The organism is Asticcacaulis biprosthecium C19, assembly GCF_000204015.1.
In the GTDB taxonomy this organism is placed as follows: domain Bacteria; phylum Pseudomonadota; class Alphaproteobacteria; order Caulobacterales; family Caulobacteraceae; genus Asticcacaulis; species Asticcacaulis biprosthecius.
Window position 1 is genome coordinate 459,641 of sequence record NZ_GL883080.1, and the last position, 19,733, is coordinate 479,373.

The 19,733-nt window shown below is 61.3% G+C and carries 22 protein-coding genes; 15 read left to right on the plus strand and 7 right to left on the minus strand.

What is annotated here, in order from left to right:
- Positions 1 to 69 precede the first annotated feature (69 nt).
- Positions 70 to 2,862 (plus strand): beta strand repeat-containing protein, encoded by a 2,793-nt coding sequence (locus ABI_RS24775; RefSeq protein WP_006275004.1) that lies wholly within the window; start codon positions 70 to 72, stop codon positions 2,860 to 2,862.
- 33 nt (positions 2,863 to 2,895) lie between these two features.
- On the opposite strand, the gene plsY is transcribed toward ABI_RS24775, so the two are convergent.
- The 3 genes from plsY to ABI_RS20600 form a co-directional block, all read right to left on the minus strand.
- Positions 2,896 to 3,549, minus strand: a complete 654-nt coding sequence (gene plsY / locus ABI_RS20590; RefSeq protein ID WP_006275005.1) for a glycerol-3-phosphate 1-O-acyltransferase PlsY — start codon at positions 3,547 to 3,549, stop codon at positions 2,896 to 2,898.
- A gap of 91 nt (positions 3,550 to 3,640) precedes the next feature.
- Complete coding sequence (gene pyrC, locus ABI_RS20595) at positions 3,641 to 4,939, minus strand: dihydroorotase (RefSeq protein WP_040309788.1); 1,299 nt, start codon at positions 4,937 to 4,939, stop codon at positions 3,641 to 3,643.
- 241 nt (positions 4,940 to 5,180) lie between these two features.
- Positions 5,181 to 6,164, minus strand: coding sequence for an aspartate carbamoyltransferase catalytic subunit (locus tag ABI_RS20600; protein ID WP_245531409.1), 984 nt, complete (start codon positions 6,162 to 6,164; stop codon positions 5,181 to 5,183).
- Between the two features lie 71 nt (positions 6,165 to 6,235).
- Between ABI_RS20600 and ABI_RS20605 the strand changes: the two genes are divergently transcribed.
- Complete coding sequence (locus tag ABI_RS20605) at positions 6,236 to 7,048, plus strand: isocitrate lyase/PEP mutase family protein (RefSeq protein WP_006275008.1); 813 nt, start codon at positions 6,236 to 6,238, stop codon at positions 7,046 to 7,048.
- Between the two features lie 11 nt (positions 7,049 to 7,059).
- Here the strand turns inward: ABI_RS20605 and ABI_RS20610 are convergent, their stop codons facing one another.
- From ABI_RS20610 to ruvX, 4 genes are all read right to left on the minus strand, one after another.
- Positions 7,060 to 7,362: a MafI2 family immunity protein gene (locus tag ABI_RS20610; RefSeq protein WP_040309789.1), complete on the minus strand. Its 303-nt coding sequence runs from the start codon at positions 7,360 to 7,362 to the stop codon at positions 7,060 to 7,062.
- Between the two features lie 104 nt (positions 7,363 to 7,466).
- The gene (locus tag ABI_RS20615; RefSeq protein ID WP_006275010.1) at positions 7,467 to 8,510 is read right to left on the minus strand and encodes an NAD(P)-dependent alcohol dehydrogenase; all 1,044 of its coding nucleotides are present in this window, start codon (positions 8,508 to 8,510) and stop codon (positions 7,467 to 7,469) included.
- Between the two features lie 85 nt (positions 8,511 to 8,595).
- Complete coding sequence (locus ABI_RS20620; RefSeq protein ID WP_006275011.1) at positions 8,596 to 9,534, minus strand: AEC family transporter; 939 nt, start codon at positions 9,532 to 9,534, stop codon at positions 8,596 to 8,598.
- Positions 9,535 to 9,643: 109 nt separating this feature from the next.
- Positions 9,644 to 10,117: a Holliday junction resolvase RuvX gene (gene ruvX, locus ABI_RS20625; RefSeq protein WP_006275012.1), complete on the minus strand. Its 474-nt coding sequence runs from the start codon at positions 10,115 to 10,117 to the stop codon at positions 9,644 to 9,646.
- Positions 10,118 to 10,357: 240 nt separating this feature from the next.
- Between ruvX and ABI_RS20630 the strand changes: the two genes are divergently transcribed.
- The 13 genes from ABI_RS20630 (at position 10,358) to ABI_RS20690 (ending at position 19,647) form a co-directional block, all read left to right on the plus strand.
- Positions 10,358 to 10,714 (plus strand): UrcA family protein, encoded by a 357-nt coding sequence (locus ABI_RS20630; protein ID WP_006275013.1) that lies wholly within the window; start codon positions 10,358 to 10,360, stop codon positions 10,712 to 10,714.
- A 178-nt stretch (positions 10,715 to 10,892) separates the two neighbouring features.
- Positions 10,893 to 11,252: a UrcA family protein gene (locus ABI_RS20635; RefSeq protein WP_006275014.1), complete on the plus strand. Its 360-nt coding sequence runs from the start codon at positions 10,893 to 10,895 to the stop codon at positions 11,250 to 11,252.
- A 173-nt stretch (positions 11,253 to 11,425) separates the two neighbouring features.
- Complete coding sequence (gatC, locus tag ABI_RS20640) at positions 11,426 to 11,713, plus strand: Asp-tRNA(Asn)/Glu-tRNA(Gln) amidotransferase subunit GatC (RefSeq protein WP_006275015.1); 288 nt, start codon at positions 11,426 to 11,428, stop codon at positions 11,711 to 11,713.
- 1 nt (position 11,714) lies between these two features.
- Complete coding sequence (gene gatA, locus ABI_RS20645; protein WP_006275016.1) at positions 11,715 to 13,199, plus strand: Asp-tRNA(Asn)/Glu-tRNA(Gln) amidotransferase subunit GatA; 1,485 nt, start codon at positions 11,715 to 11,717, stop codon at positions 13,197 to 13,199.
- Positions 13,200 to 13,333: 134 nt separating this feature from the next.
- Entirely contained in the window at positions 13,334 to 13,702 is a 369-nt protein-coding gene (locus tag ABI_RS20650) for a hypothetical protein (RefSeq protein WP_006275017.1), read from the plus strand.
- A complete protein-coding gene (locus ABI_RS20655) occupies positions 13,699 to 14,406 on the plus strand; it encodes a hypothetical protein (protein ID WP_169313754.1) in 708 nt (235 codons plus the stop codon). The genes ABI_RS20650 and ABI_RS20655 overlap by 4 nt, the downstream gene beginning before the upstream one ends.
- Positions 14,407 to 14,427: 21 nt before the next feature.
- Entirely contained in the window at positions 14,428 to 14,817 is a 390-nt protein-coding gene (locus ABI_RS20660) for a hypothetical protein (RefSeq protein WP_006275019.1), read from the plus strand.
- Entirely contained in the window at positions 14,814 to 15,494 is a 681-nt protein-coding gene (locus tag ABI_RS20665) for a hypothetical protein (protein WP_006275020.1), read from the plus strand. Before ABI_RS20660 ends, ABI_RS20665 begins: the two co-directional genes overlap by 4 nt.
- A 21-nt stretch (positions 15,495 to 15,515) precedes the next feature.
- A complete protein-coding gene (locus tag ABI_RS20670; protein ID WP_006275021.1) occupies positions 15,516 to 16,049 on the plus strand; it encodes a hypothetical protein in 534 nt (177 codons plus the stop codon).
- A 103-nt stretch (positions 16,050 to 16,152) separates the two neighbouring features.
- Positions 16,153 to 16,539, plus strand: coding sequence for a hypothetical protein (locus ABI_RS20675; RefSeq protein WP_006275022.1), 387 nt, complete (start codon positions 16,153 to 16,155; stop codon positions 16,537 to 16,539).
- 149 nt (positions 16,540 to 16,688) lie between these two features.
- The gene (locus tag ABI_RS20680; RefSeq protein WP_006275023.1) at positions 16,689 to 17,015 is read left to right on the plus strand and encodes a hypothetical protein; all 327 of its coding nucleotides are present in this window, start codon (positions 16,689 to 16,691) and stop codon (positions 17,013 to 17,015) included.
- Between the two features lie 84 nt (positions 17,016 to 17,099).
- The gene (locus ABI_RS20685; protein WP_006275024.1) at positions 17,100 to 19,103 is read left to right on the plus strand and encodes an OPT family oligopeptide transporter; all 2,004 of its coding nucleotides are present in this window, start codon (positions 17,100 to 17,102) and stop codon (positions 19,101 to 19,103) included.
- 112 nt (positions 19,104 to 19,215) lie between these two features.
- Positions 19,216 to 19,647: a RidA family protein gene (locus ABI_RS20690; RefSeq protein ID WP_006275025.1), complete on the plus strand. Its 432-nt coding sequence runs from the start codon at positions 19,216 to 19,218 to the stop codon at positions 19,645 to 19,647.
- Positions 19,648 to 19,733: the final 86 nt, after the last annotated feature.

Genomic DNA, 19,733 nt, shown 5'->3' on the forward strand with positions numbered 1-19,733 from the left:
CGTACGAACCACGCCACCATGCCCGAAAGCGTATGTATCGGGCTTACATTCGTTTTCGGAGATTTTAGGATGACGTACATTTACGGTACGGTCGGCACAAATGGTACCAACGGTACAGCCGGCACCAATTCAACCAATGGCACGGTCAACGGCACCAGCGGCAGTGCCGGGACGGCGGCGACTTCGGGGCAGTCCCTGACTTTCCTGATGGATCAGGATGACTGGGATCCCGCGCTATATCTCGTAGGCGGCAGTGGTGGCTATGGCGCCTATGGCGGCGCGGGTGGTTCGGGCTATTACACGACTACCAATAACTACAATGGCGCTGGTTATCTGGTTTCGCGCAACACCGCTGTATCGGACGGCGGCAATGGCGGCGCCGCGGGCAAAGGTGGCAACGGCGGCCATTCCACGCTTACCGCGTCGAGCCTGATCGCCATCGACAACCAACACCTCGAGACCCAAGGCGGCAGCGGGAACGCTGGTTACACCGGTGGCACCGGTGGCAGCACTTACAATGGCTATTACGTCAACAATCCTTACGCCAATGGCTACTACGTCGGACCGACCCTTTATTATTATGGCTTCACAGAAACACAGGCTGGTGGCTACGGCGGTTTCGGCGGCGCGGGCTCAGCCGGCGGCACGGGGGGCAACGGCACGACCACGGCTGATGCTTCAACCTTCATGGGCTATTACACCACCGTACGCGCCTATGGCGGTGGTGGCAATTATGGCGGCTCCGGCGGTGGCGGTGGCAATGGCGGCCATGGTGGCGACGGCGGCGTCGGTGGTGCGGGTGGCAACGGCGGCAAGGCGACGGTCAATGTCACCAACAGCTTCGGCAACTTTTACGGCAATACGACTCTAAGTGCCCAGGGTGGTTTGGGCTATGCCGGTGGTACCGGCGGTAATGGCGGCACGGGCACAACCAATTCCTATGATTATACGGCGCCGGGTGTTTATACCTATAGCCAGACCTTCGACCACGGTTCGGGCGGCATTGGCGGCAAGGGGGGTAACGGCGGTTCGGCCGTCATCAACTACACCGGTAACACCATCGTGGGCGACAACACCGCTGAAACCTTCTACCTCTACAACACCCTTGCCTCCGGCCTGCGCGGCGTCGGGGGCGTCGGCGGTTATCACGGCGGGACCACAACCCGGGCCAGCAGCGGCGCCAACGGCGTCACAGGGTCGACCGACCTGACCATTTCCGGCAACACCTTCGACGGTGGTGCCGGCAACGACACGTTTTACTTCTACATCCTCCATACCTCGGCCGACCAGTCGAGCTTTGGCAGCCTGGGCGCGATCGTCGTCGACCTGAACGCAGGTACCTTTGTCTTCGGTGGCAACAGCAATGCCATCCTGAATGTCGAGAACGTCACCATCAACGCGCTGGAGCGCTACTACAATGCCTCCAGCGTCCTGGTCGACGCCACGCCGGGCGTCTCCCTGACGGGCAGCAACACCAATAACACCCTGACGACAGCCACGGGCAATGACAGCCTGTGGGGCCTGGGCGGCAACGACGCCCTGGATGGAGGTGCTGGCGCCGATGCCATGAATGGTGGCGCGGGTGACGACACCTACTCGGTCGACAATGTCGGTGATACGGTGTCAGAAACCACGTTAGGCAGCGATTCCGGTGGGTATGACCTGGTCAATGCCTCGGTGACCTACACCTTGGCCGACTATGTCGAGGCCCTGACTCTGGGAGGCTATGTCAACACTGACGGTACCGGCAATGCTAGCGACAACGTCATCAACGGCAGCTACTATGTCAATGTTCTCAATGGCCTGGGTGGCAAGGACCGCATCTTCGGCAGCAACGGCAACGACACCTTGAACGGTGGGGATGGCAATGACTATCTCGACGGCGGAGCCGATGTCGATTCGATGATCGGCGGCCTGGGCGACGACACCTTTATCATCACCCAAGTGGGCGATATCGCCGTAGAAGCGGCCGGCGAGGGCAAGGATACCGTGCTGTCGTCCATCACCTACTCGCTGGTGGGGCAGGTGATCGAGAACCTGACCCTGACCGGGTCTTCCACCATCAATGGCACCGGCAATGGCGTCGGCAATGTCATTATCGGCAACTACTACAACAACGTGCTGAACGGCGGAGCCGGCGCCGACACACTGATCGGCGGTAACGGCAACGACACCTATGTCGTTGATGTGGCCGGCGATATCGTGACGGAAGCGCCCGCTCAAGGCACGGACACGGTCGAATCGTCTATCACCTGGACGTTGAAAACCAATCTGGAGAACCTGACCCTGACAGGTGCCGTTAACATCAACGGCACCGGCAATGCCGGCAACAATGTCATCACCGGCAATTCCGGGACAAACGCTTTGTCCGGCGGCGCGGGTAACGACAGCTATTACATCCAGAACACCACCGACACGATCAGCGAATCGACCGGCAATGGCACAGACATTATCTATTCGTCAGTAAGCTACACCCTGTTCGGCGCGGTTGAGACCCTGGCCCTGACCGGTGCCACCAACATTGATGCCACCGGCAACTCGCTGGTCAACACGCTGATCGGCAACGACGGCGACAATGTTCTGAACGGCAAGGGCGGGGCGGATACCTTCACGGGTGGGCTTGGTTCGGATACCTTTTTCTTCCAGACCAGCAGCGGCGCTGACCGGATCACCGATTTCAACGCTGCCCAGAACGACTGGATCAATGTCAACGCCTACTCCGGCGGCGTGGTCAATGGCGGCGGGGTGACCATCACCGATGCCGGCGGCGGCAACACCCTGATTACCATGGGGGCCAACAACATCACTGTGCTCGGCGTCGCCTATAACGACGCCGGCCTGCTGAGCCATATTATCTGGTAAGTAGGATCGCGCACGATCTGAAAAGAGCCCCGGCTATTCAATAGCCGGGGTTTCTTTTTTGGCGCCGATCTTCGGCTCCTCGCCTTTGAGAAGGCGGCGGATATTGTCGCGGTGGCGGATATAGATCAGGACGGCCATGAACACGGCCATCCCCAGGAACGGGTAGGGCTGGTCAAACACAAAGGCTGAAAGCGGCACCACGAGGGCTGCGGCCACCAGGGCGGACAGCGAGGAGATGCGGAAAATCGCCGCCGTCAGCAGCCACAGTCCGGCGGCCAGAAGGCCCATCGGCCAGGCGGCAGCAAACAGGGTGCCCAGGAAGGTCGCAACGCCCTTGCCGCCCTTGAAACGCAGCCACACCGGAAACAGGTGGCCCAGGAAGGCAGCCGCGCCGGACAGAGCCATGGCCTGGCGGCGGGTTTCGATATCAGCCCCGATCAGGAAGGTAACCAGCAAGGCCAGCCCCACCGCGGCCGCACCTTTTCCTGTGTCGCCGAGAAAGGTGATGAGGGCCAGGTCCTTGCGGCCCGTGCGCAACACATTGGTGGCGCCGATATTGCCCGATCCGACGCTGCGGATATCGATGCCGGCCAGCCGCGTCGAGACATAGCCGAACGGGATCGAACCCAGCAGGTAGCCACCGGCCAGGGCGAGGGCAAAGATCAGAAGATCAGGAGGCGTGTTCAAATTTTCGGCCTGCCAAGCGCATCCCCAAAGGGATGCGCGTTAAAACTATCATTGGAGCGCCGATCCGATCTCATCGGATCGAAAAAGCGCTCTAACCTTGATCGTAGACGAGACGTCCGTCCACGAAGGTTTTCAACACCTTGCCCTGTAGCGTGCGATTCTCAAAGGGTGAGTTCTTCGATTTCGACAGGATGTCGCGTTCGCGCAACGCAAACGGCGCGTCGATGTCGACCATAATCAGGTCGGCGGGTGCTCCCCTGGCCAGCCGTCCTGCCTCCAGACCGAGGATCTGGGCCGGGTTTATGGTCACGGCGCGGATCAGGTCCAGCAATGGCACCTCGGCATCCAGGTGCAGGCCTATCAGGGCCGGCAGCAGGGTCTGCAGCCCAATAGCGCCGGGCGCGGCTTCCGAGAACGGCAGGCGCTTGTCCTCTGCCGGGGCAGGGCAGTGGTTGGACACCACGACATCGATCAGCCCGCTTTCCAGCGCCGCCACTAGGGCCTGGCGGTCGCGTTCCGAGCGCAGCGGCGGGTCGAGCCGGTAGAAGGTACGATAGTCGCCGATATCGATCTCGTTGAACACCAGATGGTTGATGCTGGCCGAGGCATAAACTTCCAGCCCCTTGGCCTTGGCGCGTTCCAGAGAGCCCAGACCTTCGCGGGTCGAGATCTGGTCGACCAGGAAACGCGCACCGGTGAGTTCGGCCAGGGCCAGGTCGCGCTCCAGGGCGATGCGCTCGGACAGGGCGGTCACGGACGGCAGGCCCATCCGCATGGCCATCTCGCCCGAGGTGGCGACGGCGCCTTCCGACAGCCACGGCTCCTTGGGGCGGTGAGCGATCAGGGCGTTGAAACCATTGGCATAGGTCAGCACGCGGCTGAGGATCTTGCTGTTGACGATCGGGCGGTCGACATCGGTGAAATAGACCGCGCCGGCCTGGACCATCAGGCCGATCTCGGCCAGGTGCTTGCCGTCGGCGCCCTTAGTGGCGGCACCGGCCGGGTAAACGTGGACCAGTTCGATGTCGCGGGCCCGGCGCAGGATGAAATCGACCATGGCCGGTCCGTCGATGACCGGATCGGTGTCGGGCTGGACCACGAAGCTGGTCACGCCACCGGCGGCGGCAGCCAGGCTGGCCGATTTCAGGGTTTCCTTCGGTTCGGAGCCGGGCTCGCCGGTCTTGACCCGCATGTCGATCAGGCCCGGCATGACGGCGTTGCCGTCGCAGTCGATGACCTTCATCCCAACCTGTCCGGCGGGCGGATGTTCGCCGTGGATGATATCGGTGATGACGCCGTCGGCGATAATGACCGAACCGGGGCCGTCATAATCACTGGCCGGATCGACCAGGCGGGCGTTGACGAAAGCAATGGCGGCTGAATCAGACATGGATGCCACCCATTTGAGCAACGTCTATTTTCTTATACTCCCCCGCTATGCGGGGGAGGTGGCTGCCCGCGAAAGCGTGCAGTCGGAGGAGGAATTTCTTGGCACCGAACTCTGGGGAACAGACCTTAAGCGACCGCACCGACGGAGGGCCAAATCCCCCTCCGTCTGGTCGCTCCGCTCCCATCCACCTCCCCCGCATAGCGGGGAGTGTAAGCTATTATTCGGCGTTCGCTGGAAGGGTTCATCGATCATTCTCCAGCCGGGCGGACAGCGAGGCCAGCACAGCCATGCGGGCGGCGACGCCCATCTCGACCTGGTCCTGAATCAGCGACACCGACAGATCGTCGGCGACCTCCGAATCGATCTCGATGCCGCGGTTCATCGGCCCCGGATGCATGACGCGGACATTTTTCGCCGCCACGGCCAGCTTTTCGCGATCCAGGCCGAAGAAGCGGTAATATTCCCGCGCCGACGGGATAAAAGCGCCGTCCATGCGTTCCAACTGCAGTCGCAGCATCATCACCACGTTCGCGCCGGCAATACCTTCGCGCATGTCGTGATAGACCTCGACGCCCCATTGGTCGGCATCGCCGGGGATCAGGGTCGGTGGTCCGACCAGCCGGACATTCGCGCCCATATTGCTGAGCAGGATGAGGTTGGAGCGGGCGACGCGGCTGTGGGCGACATCGCCACAGATGGCAACGGTCAGACCATCGACATGGCCGAAGGCCCGGCGGATCGACAACATGTCCAGCAGGGCCTGGGTCGGGTGCTGATGCTGGCCGTCGCCGGCATTGATCACCGAACAACCGACCTTCTGCGACAGCAGGGCCGCGGCTCCGGAGGCCGAATGGCGCACCACCAGCAGATCGGGCTTCATGGCGTTCAAGGTCACGGCCGTATCGATCAGGGTCTCGCCCTTGGCGACCGACGAGGTCTTCATGCTCATATTGACCGTATCGGCGCCCAGGCGCTTGCCGGCGATCTCGAAGCTGGACTGGGTCCGCGTCGAGTTCTCGAAGAACATGTTGACCAGGGTGCGGCCCTTGAGCAGGTCCAGTTTCTTGGTGGTCTGGCGGTTCAGGTCGACGAAGACATCAGCCAGGTCCAGCAGCGCCATGATGTCAGGCGGATCCAGGTCTTGGGCGGCGAGGAAGTGGCGCTTGGGGAAGGCACTCAGCCGCGCGCCGATCAGGTCGTTGACATTTGAGTCGCTGGGAGACATTTCGAATTCCACCATTTGGCTGCCTTGTGGCCAATAATGGTCAAAAGCACAAGCGGAAGGATGACAGTTTCATGAAAAGCCAGTCTCAAAAGGCGGCCGATTTCGCTGCACTGCATCAATCAGGTTGCTTTGTCATCCCTAACCCCTGGGACCGCGGTTCAGCGCTGATGCTGGCGGGCTTGGGTTTCAAGGCCCTGACCACGACCAGCGCCGGCTATGCGCGCTCGATCGGTGTGACAGATTATCGCGCCGGCCGGGATCACGTTCTGGCCCACTGCCGCGATCTGGTGGACGCGACGGATCTGCCCCTGGCGGCCGACCTGGAGGACGGTTTCGGACCGACGCCGCAAGACTGCGCTGAAACGATTCGTCAGGGTGCCGAAGCGGGTCTGGTCGGCGGTTCGATCGAGGACTGGCGCGCCGACGGGACCTTCTACGACATCGAAGCCGCAGCTGACCGCATACGAGCTGCCGCCGAAGCGGCGCGGTCGCTGAGCTTTCCGTTTCAACTGGTGGCGCGGTGCGAGAACTATCTGCGCGGTCGGCCGGATTTCGCCGATACGGTTCGCCGGCTCCAGGCCTATCAGGAGGCGGGAGCCGATGTATTGTATGCGCCGTGCCTGACGACGGCCGACGAGTACACGACTCTGCTGCGTGAGGTCGACCGACCGGTCAATGCTTTGGGGGGAATTGGAAATCCGCCGCTGACGGTGTCAGAACTGGCGGCACTGGGCGTGCGCCGGATCAGCCTGGGCAGCCTTCTGCATTCGGCGGCCGTGACAGCCTTCCTGAAGGCTGCAACCGATGAGAGCTTCGGCTTTGTCGCGGGCCTGACCTCGGGCGGAGACCTGGACCAGTTGCTGGAAAAAGGCTCCGGAAGTTAGGTCACAGTTGCTTAGGGACACTCGCGTCGAAGGTAAACCAACCGGCCAGGCAGCGGCGGTACCGAAATAGTCTCTTGGCTGACAAGGATTTCACAGGCGTAGGTAGTTCCGTTCATCCCTTCGAAATCTGTCAACGCCTCTGCGACCTCCTCCATGTCTTCGGCGTCTTCCTCGGCCAGGACAAAGCGTATCATCCAATCGTCGTTCTCGTATGAAAGTGCGACCGACCGGATGTTGGGCGAAATAACGCCGAGCAGTGCTTGACCGAGTTCGACCGTTACCTCGTTCCAAATTGCCAAAGGTGGATAGGTCATCAGCTGTCTCCCTTTTCGGCCTTGTGAAGAGTTGGGACAGGATCCGCAACAAAAATCCCCGCCCAAAAGGACGAGGATTTCCAAGTGATCGCGTTGACCTTAACTTACTTAATTGACGCCATATTAATCACGAAGCGGTAGCGGACATCGGATTTAATGACACGCTCATAGGCGGTGTTGATCTCCTTGATATCGATCAGTTCGATATCCGAGACGATGTTGTGCTCGCCGCAGAAGTCCAGCATTTCCTGGGTTTCCTTGATCGAGCCGATGCACGATCCGGCCAGCGACCGGCGGCCCATGATCAGCGAGAAGGCATGGACGGGCACTGGATTTTCCGGCACCCCGACCAGAACCATGGTGCCGTCGATGGTCAGCAGGTTGAGATAGGCGTTCCAGTCGATCTGGGCTGACACCGTATTGATGACCAGGTCGAACGAACCCGCCAGCTTGGTGAAGGTTTCCGGATCATTGGTGGCGTAATAATGATCGGCGCCCAAACGAAGGGCGTCGTCCTTCTTGGACAGCGACTGGCTGAGCACCGTGACTTCGGCGCCCATGGCGTGGGCCAGCTTGACGCCCATATGGCCAAGACCGCCCAGCCCGACGATGGCGACCTTCTTGCCGGGACCGGCATTCCAGTGGCGCAGGGGCGAATAGAGCGTGATGCCGGCGCAGAGCAGGGGCGCGGCACCTGCCAGGTCCAGATTGCCTGGCACCGACAGGACGTAGCCTTCCTTGACCACGATATGGTCGGAATATCCGCCATAGGTCGGCAGGCCGTCGCGGTCGAGACTGTTATAGGTCTGGGCCAGTTGGTCCATCATATATTGCTCGCGATCGACGTCGCGTTGCTGGCACTTCATGCAGGAATCGACGAAACAGCCGACGCCGACCGTATCGCCTTCCTTGAAGCGCGACACCTTGGCGCCGACCTGGCGGACCTTGCCGACGATTTCGTGGCCGGGCACCATCGGGTAGATCCCGGGGAACCACTCATCGCGGACCTGGTGAATGTCAGAGTGGCAGACGCCGCTGTAAAGAATATCGATGACGACATCGTCGTCGTTAGGAGCCCGGCGTTCGAAGCTAAACGGCTCCAGCGGCGCTTTGGGGGAAAGCGCGGCATAGGCTTTGGCAGTTGTCATGTGGGGAGATCCTTGTGTTCGGACTCCCCGCATATGGTGTGGCTGTGCCGTTTTGTCAGGGTGGCGGTTGCAGTTTGCTGTGGATTTATTGCAGGTGAAAGACCGTCAGCAGCAACGGCATGGTGATGGCGCTCAAGGTGGTGGTCATGGCAACAATCCCGGCCATCAGCGGCGCGTCTCCGCCCATATGGCGTGCCTGCACATAGGCCGCCGCGGCACACGGCGCGGCGCCGCAGGCCAGGGCCACACCCTGCGCCAGCGCATCACCGCCCAGCGCATAGCAGATGCCCCAGGCCAGGACGGGCATGACCAGGACCTTGAATAGCGAAACCGAGGTCACAAGGATGGGTTTGCGGAACACATAGCCAAAGCTCAAGCCCGCCCCGGCCAAGATCAGCCCCGTCGGAATGGCCGCCTGGCCCAGCATGGTCAGCGAGCGTTCGGCAAATGGTATCGACGGGACTTTCAGGACGTTGAGGCTCAAGCCGATAAGACAGGACGCGAAGATCGGGTTGGTAAGCAGCGTCTTGGCCATCCACAGCGGTGTCTTGGCCGGCTGTTCGCCCTCGGGCTCGCCCCACTGGGCCAGCACCAGGATGCTGATCATGTTGGACGCCGGGATCAGGGCGCTGATCGCGACGGCCGCGATGGCGGTGGCGCGGTCACCGAAAATGACGGCGGCCACCGGAATAAAGACGAACGAATTAAACCGGATCAGGCCCTGGAAGACGCTGGTGAAGGTCGGTCCCGGCAGGTTGAGGACCGGTTTCAACCCGAACCCGACCGCCGAGCCGATCAACAGCGCGCCGACCACAGCAAGGCTGACCGGGCCGGCAGCAAATCCGCTCAGGTCGGCATGCCAGATGGCGGGGATCAGAAAACCGGGATAAAGGACATAGACGGCGAACTTCTCAATCGGTGCCCATACATTCAGAGGCAGGAAGCCCGACTTCTTCAGACCGTAGCCCAGCACGATCAGCAAGAAGACGGGTACGATCCCGTTGAGGATCGTCATCAGCGTCATTGTTTGCGCTCACGGCAGTTCGCTTCGCTCACGCCTCCGCGGGGGCGGCGAACGATCGCCGGCGCGCAGGACGTTCTTTTGGTGGACGCTGCGGGGAGATCGCGCATGTTCATGCTTTATCTCCTTTTATGCGGTCCAGCGCGCCCTGCAAAATATAGGCGGCGGCATTGCGGTCGATCACTTCGGCGCGTTTGGCGCGCGACAGGTCAGCCTCTTCGATCAGAAAGCGGTTCATCGCCGCCGACGACCAGCGTTCATCCCAGAAGGCAATAGGAACGTCACGTAAGCGCAACAGGTTCCGCGCGAAGGCCCGACACGACTGGGCGCGCGGGCCTTCGGTGCCGTCCATATTGACGGGCAGGCCAATCACCAGGCCCGCCGCTTCGCGCGCCTGCATCAGATGGAACAGCCGTTCGGCCTCATGGGTGAACTTGGTTTTGCGGATCAGTTCCAGCGGCGAGGCGAGGGTGAGCGAGATGTCGGACACGGCCACCCCGATGGTCTTTTCGCCCAGGTCGAGGCCCAGCAGGGCATGGCGCGCCGGTAAGCCCGCCTTTAGTTCGGTAATGTCGATTACGGCCATGGCGCCGGTTTGACGCCAAGCCGCCTGGGAGTCAACCATAAGGCTGGTTGCAACGGCAATTATTACAGTTGCAATCTTTCTACTTAACATTACAAGAATTTAATTCATTACGACAAGTTAATATCTTAATCAACTGTAATACATGTCTCCGATTTAATAATATTCATCGTGCAATGACTTAAAGGTTTGTGTATTCAGAATTCAACGCTTTTTCACACAATCCTACTGGAGGACACCACCATGAACCGCACCATCACCATCATCGCCTTTTCCGCAATTGCCGCTCTGACCGCCAGCGCAGCAGTCGCCGCCGGGGGGCCGGAAGATCAAATCTATTTCGGCGCGGACAGCCCGCTGCAAGAAGTCGTCAGCCTCAGCGGCGTCAATCTGAGCAACCCGACCGAAGCCCGGGCCTTCTACAAGGACCTCAAGAAGGCTGCGGCCCGTGTCTGCATCAACGAAGACCTGGCCTGCGAACGCAGTGCGGTGAAGAAGGCCATTCGGCAGATCGGCAGCCCGGAACTGGCGCGCCTCGACAGTGCCGATGCCGAGGCCACGCAAATGGCGGCCACTCAGGGCGAAACCACGTCAAGGTAATCGTCCACATTTTTCAATCAATAGAAAAGCGCGCCTGGTTGGTGCGCTTTTTTTTAAACAAAAGGTCGTTAAATACTTGTAATACATGGAAAATATTTAAGAAAAAATCTGTTTTATTCAAATTTATACTTGTGTATCTACGGTGTCAGTTACATTGAATTGCACAAGGAATACTGACATGAAAATCGTTCGTAGTTTTGCCGCCGTTGCGGCCGTGGCTTTTGCCTTCACCGCTGTCGCCGCCCAGGCTGAAGTCCTGCCGATCGACGATGGCCGCGTGTTCAAGAAGGTCGTTTTCAACACCGCGGACCTCCAGACCGAGCAGCGCGCCCAGACGGTCTATACCAAGATCCGTGATATCGCCGCGGAGGTCTGCGGCGTTGATGGCGATGCCTCGTCCTGGGTGCTGGCTGAAGACGAGGACTGCATGAACCGCGCGGTCAACAGCGCCGTCGCCGATCTGAAAAACGACAACCTGCGCCAGGTCCATCAAAACGCCCGCGCTACGGCGCCGGCCTACGCTCGCAACGACCGGTAAGCGATAAGGACGCCGCGGGCGGCGATCCTCCTCCGCAAGGTCGCCCGCCGTCCTGTTCAGGCCGCGCCTCTCCCCGGGGCGCGGCCTGAAATCTGTCAGGGCGCCGACATACATCTTGCCAAACGAGGACCTAAACGCTAACCGATCTCGCCATAGATTTAAGGAGTCCGATGATGGCCATTGATGTGGCGACCGTCAAAAAAGTGGCGAGCCTGTCGCGTTTGCGCGAACCGGAGGACCGTCTGCAAGCCCTGTCCGGTGAACTCAGCGGCATTCTGGGCTGGATCGAGCAGCTCAACGAGGTCGATGTCGCCGGCGTCGAGCCGATGACCACCGCCGTAGAGCAGCCGACTCCGCTCCGCGATGACGTGGTCAGTGACGGCGACAAGGTCGCCCAGGTCGTTGCCAATGCGCCGAAGACGGCGGAAGGCTTCTTCATCGTGCCGAAGGTGGTCGAATAACATGAGCAACCTGACGCATCTGACCCTGAAAGACGCGGTCGACGGCCTGAAGTCGAAGCAATTTTCCTCGGCCGAATTGACCGACGCCTTTATCGGCGCGATCGAATCCGCCAATCCGGCATTGAACGCCTATGTCGAAACCACTTTCGACAAGGCCCGAGCCCAGGCCGCCGCGTCCGACGCCAAGCTGGCGAAAGGCGAGGGCGGTCGCCTCGAAGGCGCGCCGCTCGGCATCAAGGACCTCTATTGTACCGCAGGCGTCCGCACGACCGCCTGTTCCGGCATCCTGAGCAACTTCGTGCCGACCTATGAGTCGACCGTCACCCAGAATCTTTGGGACGATGGCGCGGTCATGTTAGGCAAGCTGAACATGGACGAATTCGCCATGGGCTCGTCCAATGAAACCTCGCACTGGGGCCCAGTGACCAATCCGTGGAAGTCGCGCGGCTCCAATGCCGCCCTGACCCCGGGCGGTTCGTCCGGTGGTTCCGCGTCGGCCGTCGCTGCCGACCTGTGCCTGGCCGCTACCGCGTCCGACACCGGCGGCTCCATTCGTCAGCCGGCCGCTTTCACCGGCACCGTCGGCATCAAGCCGACCTACGGCCGCTGCTCGCGCTATGGCATGGTCGCGTTTGCCTCCTCGCTGGACCAGGCCGGCCCGATCACCAAGACGGTCGCCGACTCGGCCATCCTGCTGCAGTCCATGTGTTCGCACGACGCCAAGGACTCGACTTCGCTGACTGTTCCGGTGCCGGACTTCGCATCCTTCGTCGGCAAGTCGGTCAAGGGCCTGCGTATCGGCATCCCCGACGAATACCGCCTCGACGGCATCCCGGCCGAGATCGATGCCCTGTGGGAACAGGGTATTGCCTGGCTGAAGGACGCCGGCGCCGAGATCGTCAGGATTTCGCTGCCGCACACCAAATACGCCCTGCCGTGCTACTACATCATCGCCCCGGCCGAGGCCTCGTCCAACCTGGCGCGCTACGACGGCATGCGCTACGGCCACCGCACCGACAAGGCGCAGGGCCTGACCGACGTCTACGAGCTGTCGCGCTCGGAAGGCTTCGGCAAGGAGGTCAAGCGCCGCATCATGATCGGAACCTATGTGCTGTCGGCCGGCTTCTACGACGCCTATTACGTCAAGGCTTTGAAGGTTCGCCGCCGTATCGCCGAGGACTTCATCAACGCCTGGAACAGCTGCGACGTCATCCTGACTCCGGCGACCCCGTCGGCCGCGTTTGAGCTGGGCGACCAGGCCAAGGCCGCCGATCCGGTCGCCATGTACCTGAACGACGTCTTCACCGTGACGACCAACCTGGCCGGTCTGCCGGGCATGAGCGTGCCGGCTGGTCTGGACAGCCAGGGACTGCCGCTGGGGCTTCAGGTTATCGGCAAAACGCTGGACGAAGGTACGGTGTTTGCCGTTGGTGCCGCCCTGGAGCAGGCCGCCGGTTTCTCGGCCAAGCCGTCGAAGTGGTGGTAGGCGGCCAACCTGTCCGCGGTGCCTGAAACTATGTGAGGATTACAAATTCTGTAAGCCTCGCATCCCGGCTTGAGAGAGATTTGTAACGCTGTTACGGATTGCGCTATCCAGATTGCGCAGTTTCGGACCGTGTTATGAAGTCTCCCATCCTCGCTATTGCCGCGTTTTCCATCGCAGCCGTCCTGCCGATGCCGGCCCTTGCCCAGTCCAGTGAAGCTGAGGGGATCATGGCCTCCCTCCAGTCGGACTATGATTACGCCATGGCCGTCGGCAAGGAAGCCGCCGACGCCTACGACAACGGCGACTACGCCAAGGCCTGTTCCGGGTTCCGATCGGCGGCGAACATGCTCGATTCGGTGGCGACGCGGGCCTACAACACCTCGTTCAAGCTGATCGACGGCATCGATCATCGCGAACTCCTGGCTATGTCCAAGGACGTCGAATCCTTTGCCAATGACACCCACGTTCTGGCGGCTGAGGTTTGCGAGGAGGCGGGGTCGTGATGGCGCGGGTGAACATCGGGTACGCTGCGGCGATTGTGATGGGCCTGATGGCGCTTGGCGGTGTGGCGCACGCCACCGAAGCCGAGGACGCCTTCGTCGACAAGATGATCCGCAATTCCGAGAACTGCCACGCCATCTACGCCATGGCGTCCGAAGAGCGCCCCGCCATGGCCGCCTCAGCGCGGACGATGCAGGCGACAGCCCGCGGCGTCTACCGTCTGTATAGCGGCAAGTCCGATGCCGAGCTCGAGGCAAACCTGGCCGAGACCGAGGGGCTTTGGCGCAAATATATCGGCAATGGTGAATATGACCTGGATAAACAGATCAAGGCCTGCGACCATCATTTCCACATGATGGTCGCCCAACATAACCGGGCGGCGGAACTGGGCATACGTCCCACCCTGGATCTCGACGTCCCGGAAATGCACGAGACGGCCGAAGCCGATGATGGCGGGATGACCGCGCAATGCCAGGCCATAGCCGATGACTTCGAGATGCGTGCCAGCGAGATGTCCTACACGATCCGGGATGCGGCCGAAGATCCGTCCAGCGAGAAAGCCGAGTATTTCCGCAAGTACGGCGCCGACTATCTCCACGACAAGTTCGAGGACCACCTCGCTTCGGCGCGCGACGGCGACTGTCCCTCGGACCTGATCGAAGCCCTGGTGACGGCGATCGATATCCTGGAACCCTTGGCGGATTAAGACTTTTCAGGAGTTATGACCATGGCGATGCGACGTTTATATATCTGTTTTATCACGGCCTTTTGGGGCGTGACGCCAATGGCAGCAGGGGCGGCTGAAGATCGCGCTGCGCACCTCGCGGAGGCGGCGCGCGACTGCAAGGCCATCCATGACATTGTCGCTGATTTGGACGGCAATACCGCCGATGACACGGCACAACTGTATGCCCAGTCGACGCGCCTGGGGGATCTGTACCAGGGCCTGAGCGGCTTATCAGACGCGGCGCTGATCGACGAGATGGATGCGGCACGCGCCCGGATACGCAGCCTTGACTTTACCGACACTGCCTATCGTGACATGGCGCGCGCTTGCGCCACCGACGTCGACACCGCGATCGCCGAAGCCAGGGCCGCCGGAGTAAACCTGCCATGACCGGCAACTGCCGCAGACATCCGGTCTTTTTTCCGCATCACCTGCTCGTGGTGACCGCTTTGCTCGCGCTGGCCCAACCGGCCGGCGCCGTGTCCGCGACCGCACCGGCGACGGATGCCCTGACCTGCGCGGCGGTTTACGGTGTCATTTCGGCGCGTCCCTCATCCCCGCGCAGCCAGGCCGCGACCATGGCGCGCACGCGGCTGCTGGAGTTGCGCGGCCTTACCGTGGAAACGCCCGAGGTGGTCGCGGCGGACGCGCTGGCCGGATCCCAGGAACTGGCGACGGTCGGCCTGATGGATGAGCGGGCAGGGGGCTGCGACCGGGCGCAGGGTTTCAAGGTGGCCGAGGAGTCGCCCCTGGCGTTTCGCAAGACTGTGGCCGGCCAGAACGCCCAGGCCAGCCAGGACGCCCAGACCGGCCAAAACGCCCAGACCGGCCCTTATCCCCCGCCCCCGGTGACCAAGCCCGTGCGTCTGACCCCGCCGTCGCAGGAAAAGGCGCCGGCCACGACCGGATCGTGGGGCGTCCTGTACGCGCGTTGCGACGGCGAAAAGCGCAGCTTCGATCCGGGCCTCTCGCGTAACGCCCTGATCGAGGCCGCCCGTGCCCAGGGCTGCAACGACGCCGATATCGACAATCTTCTGCAGGCCCGCGACCTGCTGTCCTTCAACTGACCCGGAGACCGGATACACGTCATGCGCAAACTCGCCCTGGCTCTGCTGAGCACCATCTCCCTGATGTGCGCCGCACCGGCGCAGGCCTATCCGCCCAAGCCTCAGGACTGGGAAACCCTGTCCGCCAACAACGCCGCGTTTCTCGGTGCCTGGGACGCCTTCGTCTACAGCTATCAACCGGGCGGCGGCAAGGACCTGGACGAGGTCCAGGCCGAACTGACGCAACAGATGGTTGCCGTCAATGCTGCCTGCACGCAAATCCGCGACCAGATCGGATCAGGCATGCTGTTTGGCCCGGAACAGTGGACCAAGGGCTTTGCCCACACCTGCTGGGCCCTGGCCAGTTTCCAGAAAGCTGGCGGGCGCAATCTGGCCGACAAGGTTTGCGGCGAGACCAAGGACGCGCTCAACTTCTTTACCGCGTTCAAGCCGAAAAAATGGCCGGCCGACTATCCGCAGGCTCAGGAGCACATCGCGCAGTTTAGCGACGCCAACCATCTGCTGCGCGAAGTCCTGTTCGACGCCGGCGCCAAACAATGCAAACCGCTGAACTAAACCCACAGCTCATCTTTTGCGGCTCTGAATTTTTGGCCTTGCGTCGCGTGTCAGTGAGCCTAAGTTGGGCGCTCAGCAAAAGGCGTCTTGAAGGTCTGTACCCGTGAAAAAATATCTTGTTGCCGCCGTCCTGTTGGGCCTGTTCACAGCGCCGGCTTTCGCCCAGGACGCAGCGGCGCCGTCGGAGTCCGAGGTGTCGGCCGAAGAGGTGCTGACAGTCTCGATCGGCTGTATCGCCACCTATGATACGGTGGTGGCTCAGGGCAAGGCCGGTGCCCGCGCGGCGGACATCCAGAAGGCGCGCGGCTTTGCCGTCGAGATCTACAAGGAGTTCAGCGGCGAAAGCGACGAAGAGGTCGCCGCGGATATCCAGAAGGCGGGGGAGCTGTTTCCCGACATGCTGAAGGACAGCGGCACCACTCTGGAGGATTTTCAGCAGACCTGCGATGCCATCTTCCTGGAGGAAGAGGATAGCGCGCCGACCGCCTGAGGCCGCAAAACCCGGCAACACGGTTAATATTCCGATAATCGGTGATATCGCGCGGAATTTACACCCCTGACGCACGAATGGCTTGTGGCACCTGGTCTTTTCCGGGTTAAACTTGTCACCGGTTGCAGTGAAGACGGACGGTGAAAAGAATGTTGTCGAAACCTGAGGACATGATCGCATGGGGGCTGCTGATCCTGCCGCTGATCGTGATCGCCTGGTCGGCCGTCTGGTTTGCCTCGGTCGAGGCGGAGCGCAACCGCTATGAGCGCTACAAGCGCTTCCATGCCATCATGGAGCAACTGGCCAAGTCGGACGGCGCCACAGCCGACAAGATGGCCGCGGCCTATGAATTGCGCAACTATAGAGAATACAAGGACATTATCTCGAAGATCTTCGTCGACGGCCGGGTGCGTCAGGACTCCGGCGATGCCTTGCAAAAGCAGTTGAAAGACACCCTGGACCATATCGGGCACTGACGTGTGCGTTAACAAATGTCCTTGCATCGGCTAACCGCCGTTCTATAGTCCGGCTGGTTACGTGAGATACAACCGGAGTTTCAGATGAGCTTTCCCGCCAATCCCAAGGAATTTACCGTCCGCGGCGTTCTTCTAGGGATACTGATCACGCTGGTTTTCACGGCGGCACAGATATACCTTGGCCTTAAGGTCGGCCTGACCTTCGCCACGTCGATTCCCGCCGCCGTCATTTCCATGGCTCTGTTGCAGGCCTTCCGGTCAGCGACCATCCAGGAAAACAACATCGTCCAGACGATCGCTTCGGCCGCCGGCACCTTGTCGTCGGTCATTTTCGTTCTGCCTGGCCTGATCATCATTGGCTGGTGGGCGCACGTGCCCTTCTTCATGACCTTTGCCGCCTGTGCGGTGGGCGGGATTCTCGGTGTCATGTACACCATGCCGCTGCGCCGAGCCCTGGTCGTTCAGTCGAACCTGCCTTACCCGGAAGGCGTCGCCGCCGCCGAGGTGCTGAAGGTCGGTACGTCAACCCGCGAAGGCGCCCAGGAAGGCAAGGCCGGCTTGTGGGCCATCCTTATGGGGTCGCTGACCTCGGCCTTTGTCGCGTTCACGGCGGCCGTCAAGATCATCCCGGCTGAAGTAGCCGGCTTCTGGAAGGTCAAGGCTGTCAACGGCCAGATTGGAGCCACCAGCCTGCTGGGCGGCAGTTCGCTCGCCCTGATGGGCGCCGGCCACCTGATGGGCATCACCGTTGGCATTGCCATGCTGACAGGCCTGATCATTGCCTCCGGTTTCGCCCTGCCTTACCTCACATCGATCACCCCGATGGCCGATGGCGCGACCATTGCTCAGCACGCCGGTGCTGTTTTCCGCACCAAGGTCCGCCTGCTGGGCGCCGGCGCCATTGCCGTTGCCTCCTTATGGACCCTGGGCAAGCTGATCGTTCCCGTCTGGCTGGGACTCATGTCGGCTCTAGAATCCAATGCCGCGGTCAAGCGTGGCGATGGCGAGGTGCCGCGCACCGATCGAGACCTGCCGGTCAACACGGTCGGCATTATTATCCTGGCTTGCATGGTGCCGGTCGGCTGGCTGCTGGCTCACTTCATCCAGGAAAGCGGTACCCTGCAGCCGCTGCTGATTCCTCTGGTCGGCGCCGGTGTCGCCTTTGCTCTCGTAGCGGGCCTGATCGCCGCTGCGGTTTGCGGCTATATGGCCGGCCTGATCGGTTCGTCCAACTCCCCAGTCTCGGGCCTGGCTATCCTTGCCGTCCTGACCGCCTCTCTGATGGTCGGTGTCCTGGGCCGTAGCCTGACCGGACCCGATGAACAACAAGCTCTTATCGCCTTCATCCTGTTCCTGACGACCATCGTCCTGGCCGTTGCAGTGGTCGGCAATGACAACCTTCAGGACCTGAAGACCGGACAGCTGGTCGGCGCCACGCCGTGGAAGCAGCAGGTCGCCCTGATCATCGGCGTTATCGCCGGCGCCATTGTCATTCCCCCGGTCCTCGAACTGCTCAACCAGGCCTATGGCTTCCCGGACGATCCCAACCGTTCCGCCATTACCGCCGCACCTCTCAACGCCCCGCAGGCGACCCTGATCGCCAGCCTGGCCAAGGGCGTCATCGGCGGCAATCTTGATTGGGAACTTCTGGGTTACGGCGGGATCATCGGCGCCGTGCTGATCGCGGTCGACATCATCGTCAAGAAGGTCAGCGGCGGCAAGATGAGCCTGCCGCCCCTGGGCGTTAGCCTGGCCATCTACTTGCCGTCGGCTGTGACCGCGCCCGTCGTCGTGGGTGCCGTCTCGGGCTGGATCTACGAAAAAACCGTCAGCAAACGCAGTTGGGGCGCGATCGCCAAACGTCTGGGTGTGCTAGTGGCGTCGGGTTTCATCGTCGGTGAAAGTCTGTTCAACGTCGCCCACGCCCTGCTGATCGTCATCACCCAGAAGGAAACTCCGCTGGCCTTCATGGCGGCGGTGGATGAGCACCTGGGCACGATTATCGCGTTTGCCATGGCAGTGGTGATCGTGGTGGGCCTTTATGTCTGGTCGGCTGGCCAGGCGAAAAAGATCGACACCCAGACCTGATCCGACGGGACAAGCTGACTCTCAAGGCCCCGCTGGATTACCCGGCGGGGCCTTTGTTTTTTCGTGGCCAAGCTTCGCGAAACTGGCTAAAAGCCGGGCAAAGGATACACCTATGAGCAATGTAGAAGACCGCCCAACGATCAACCCGATCCCGGCTGACGGGATCACCTATTTCCTGCATCCGCATCCGCGTTCGCCGTTTTCCGAAGCGGTCCAGGTCGGAAATGTCCTGTACCTGTCGGCCATGATCGGGCTCGACGACAAGGGCAAGCTGGCCGAGGGCTTTGACAACGAAGTCCGCTTCATCATGAGCAACACGGCCGACATCCTGAAGAAATACGGCCTGGGACTTGAGCATGTCTTCAAGGCCACGGTCATGCTGACCGAGATCGACAAGTGGGGTGAGTTCAACCGCCTGTACAAGACCTATTTCCACCCGGCTCAACTGCCGGTGCGTACCGCTTTCGGCGTCAGCAGCCTGGCCTATGGCGCCACGGTCGAGGTCGAATTCTGGGCCCATGTGCCGACAAGCACGTCTGTCTGACAGCATTTGTAAGTAGGCCAGGCTGCGGCCATGGCCTACCTTCCCGCTACCTCCGGGAGAACTGTCATGATCAAATCTGTCGCCTT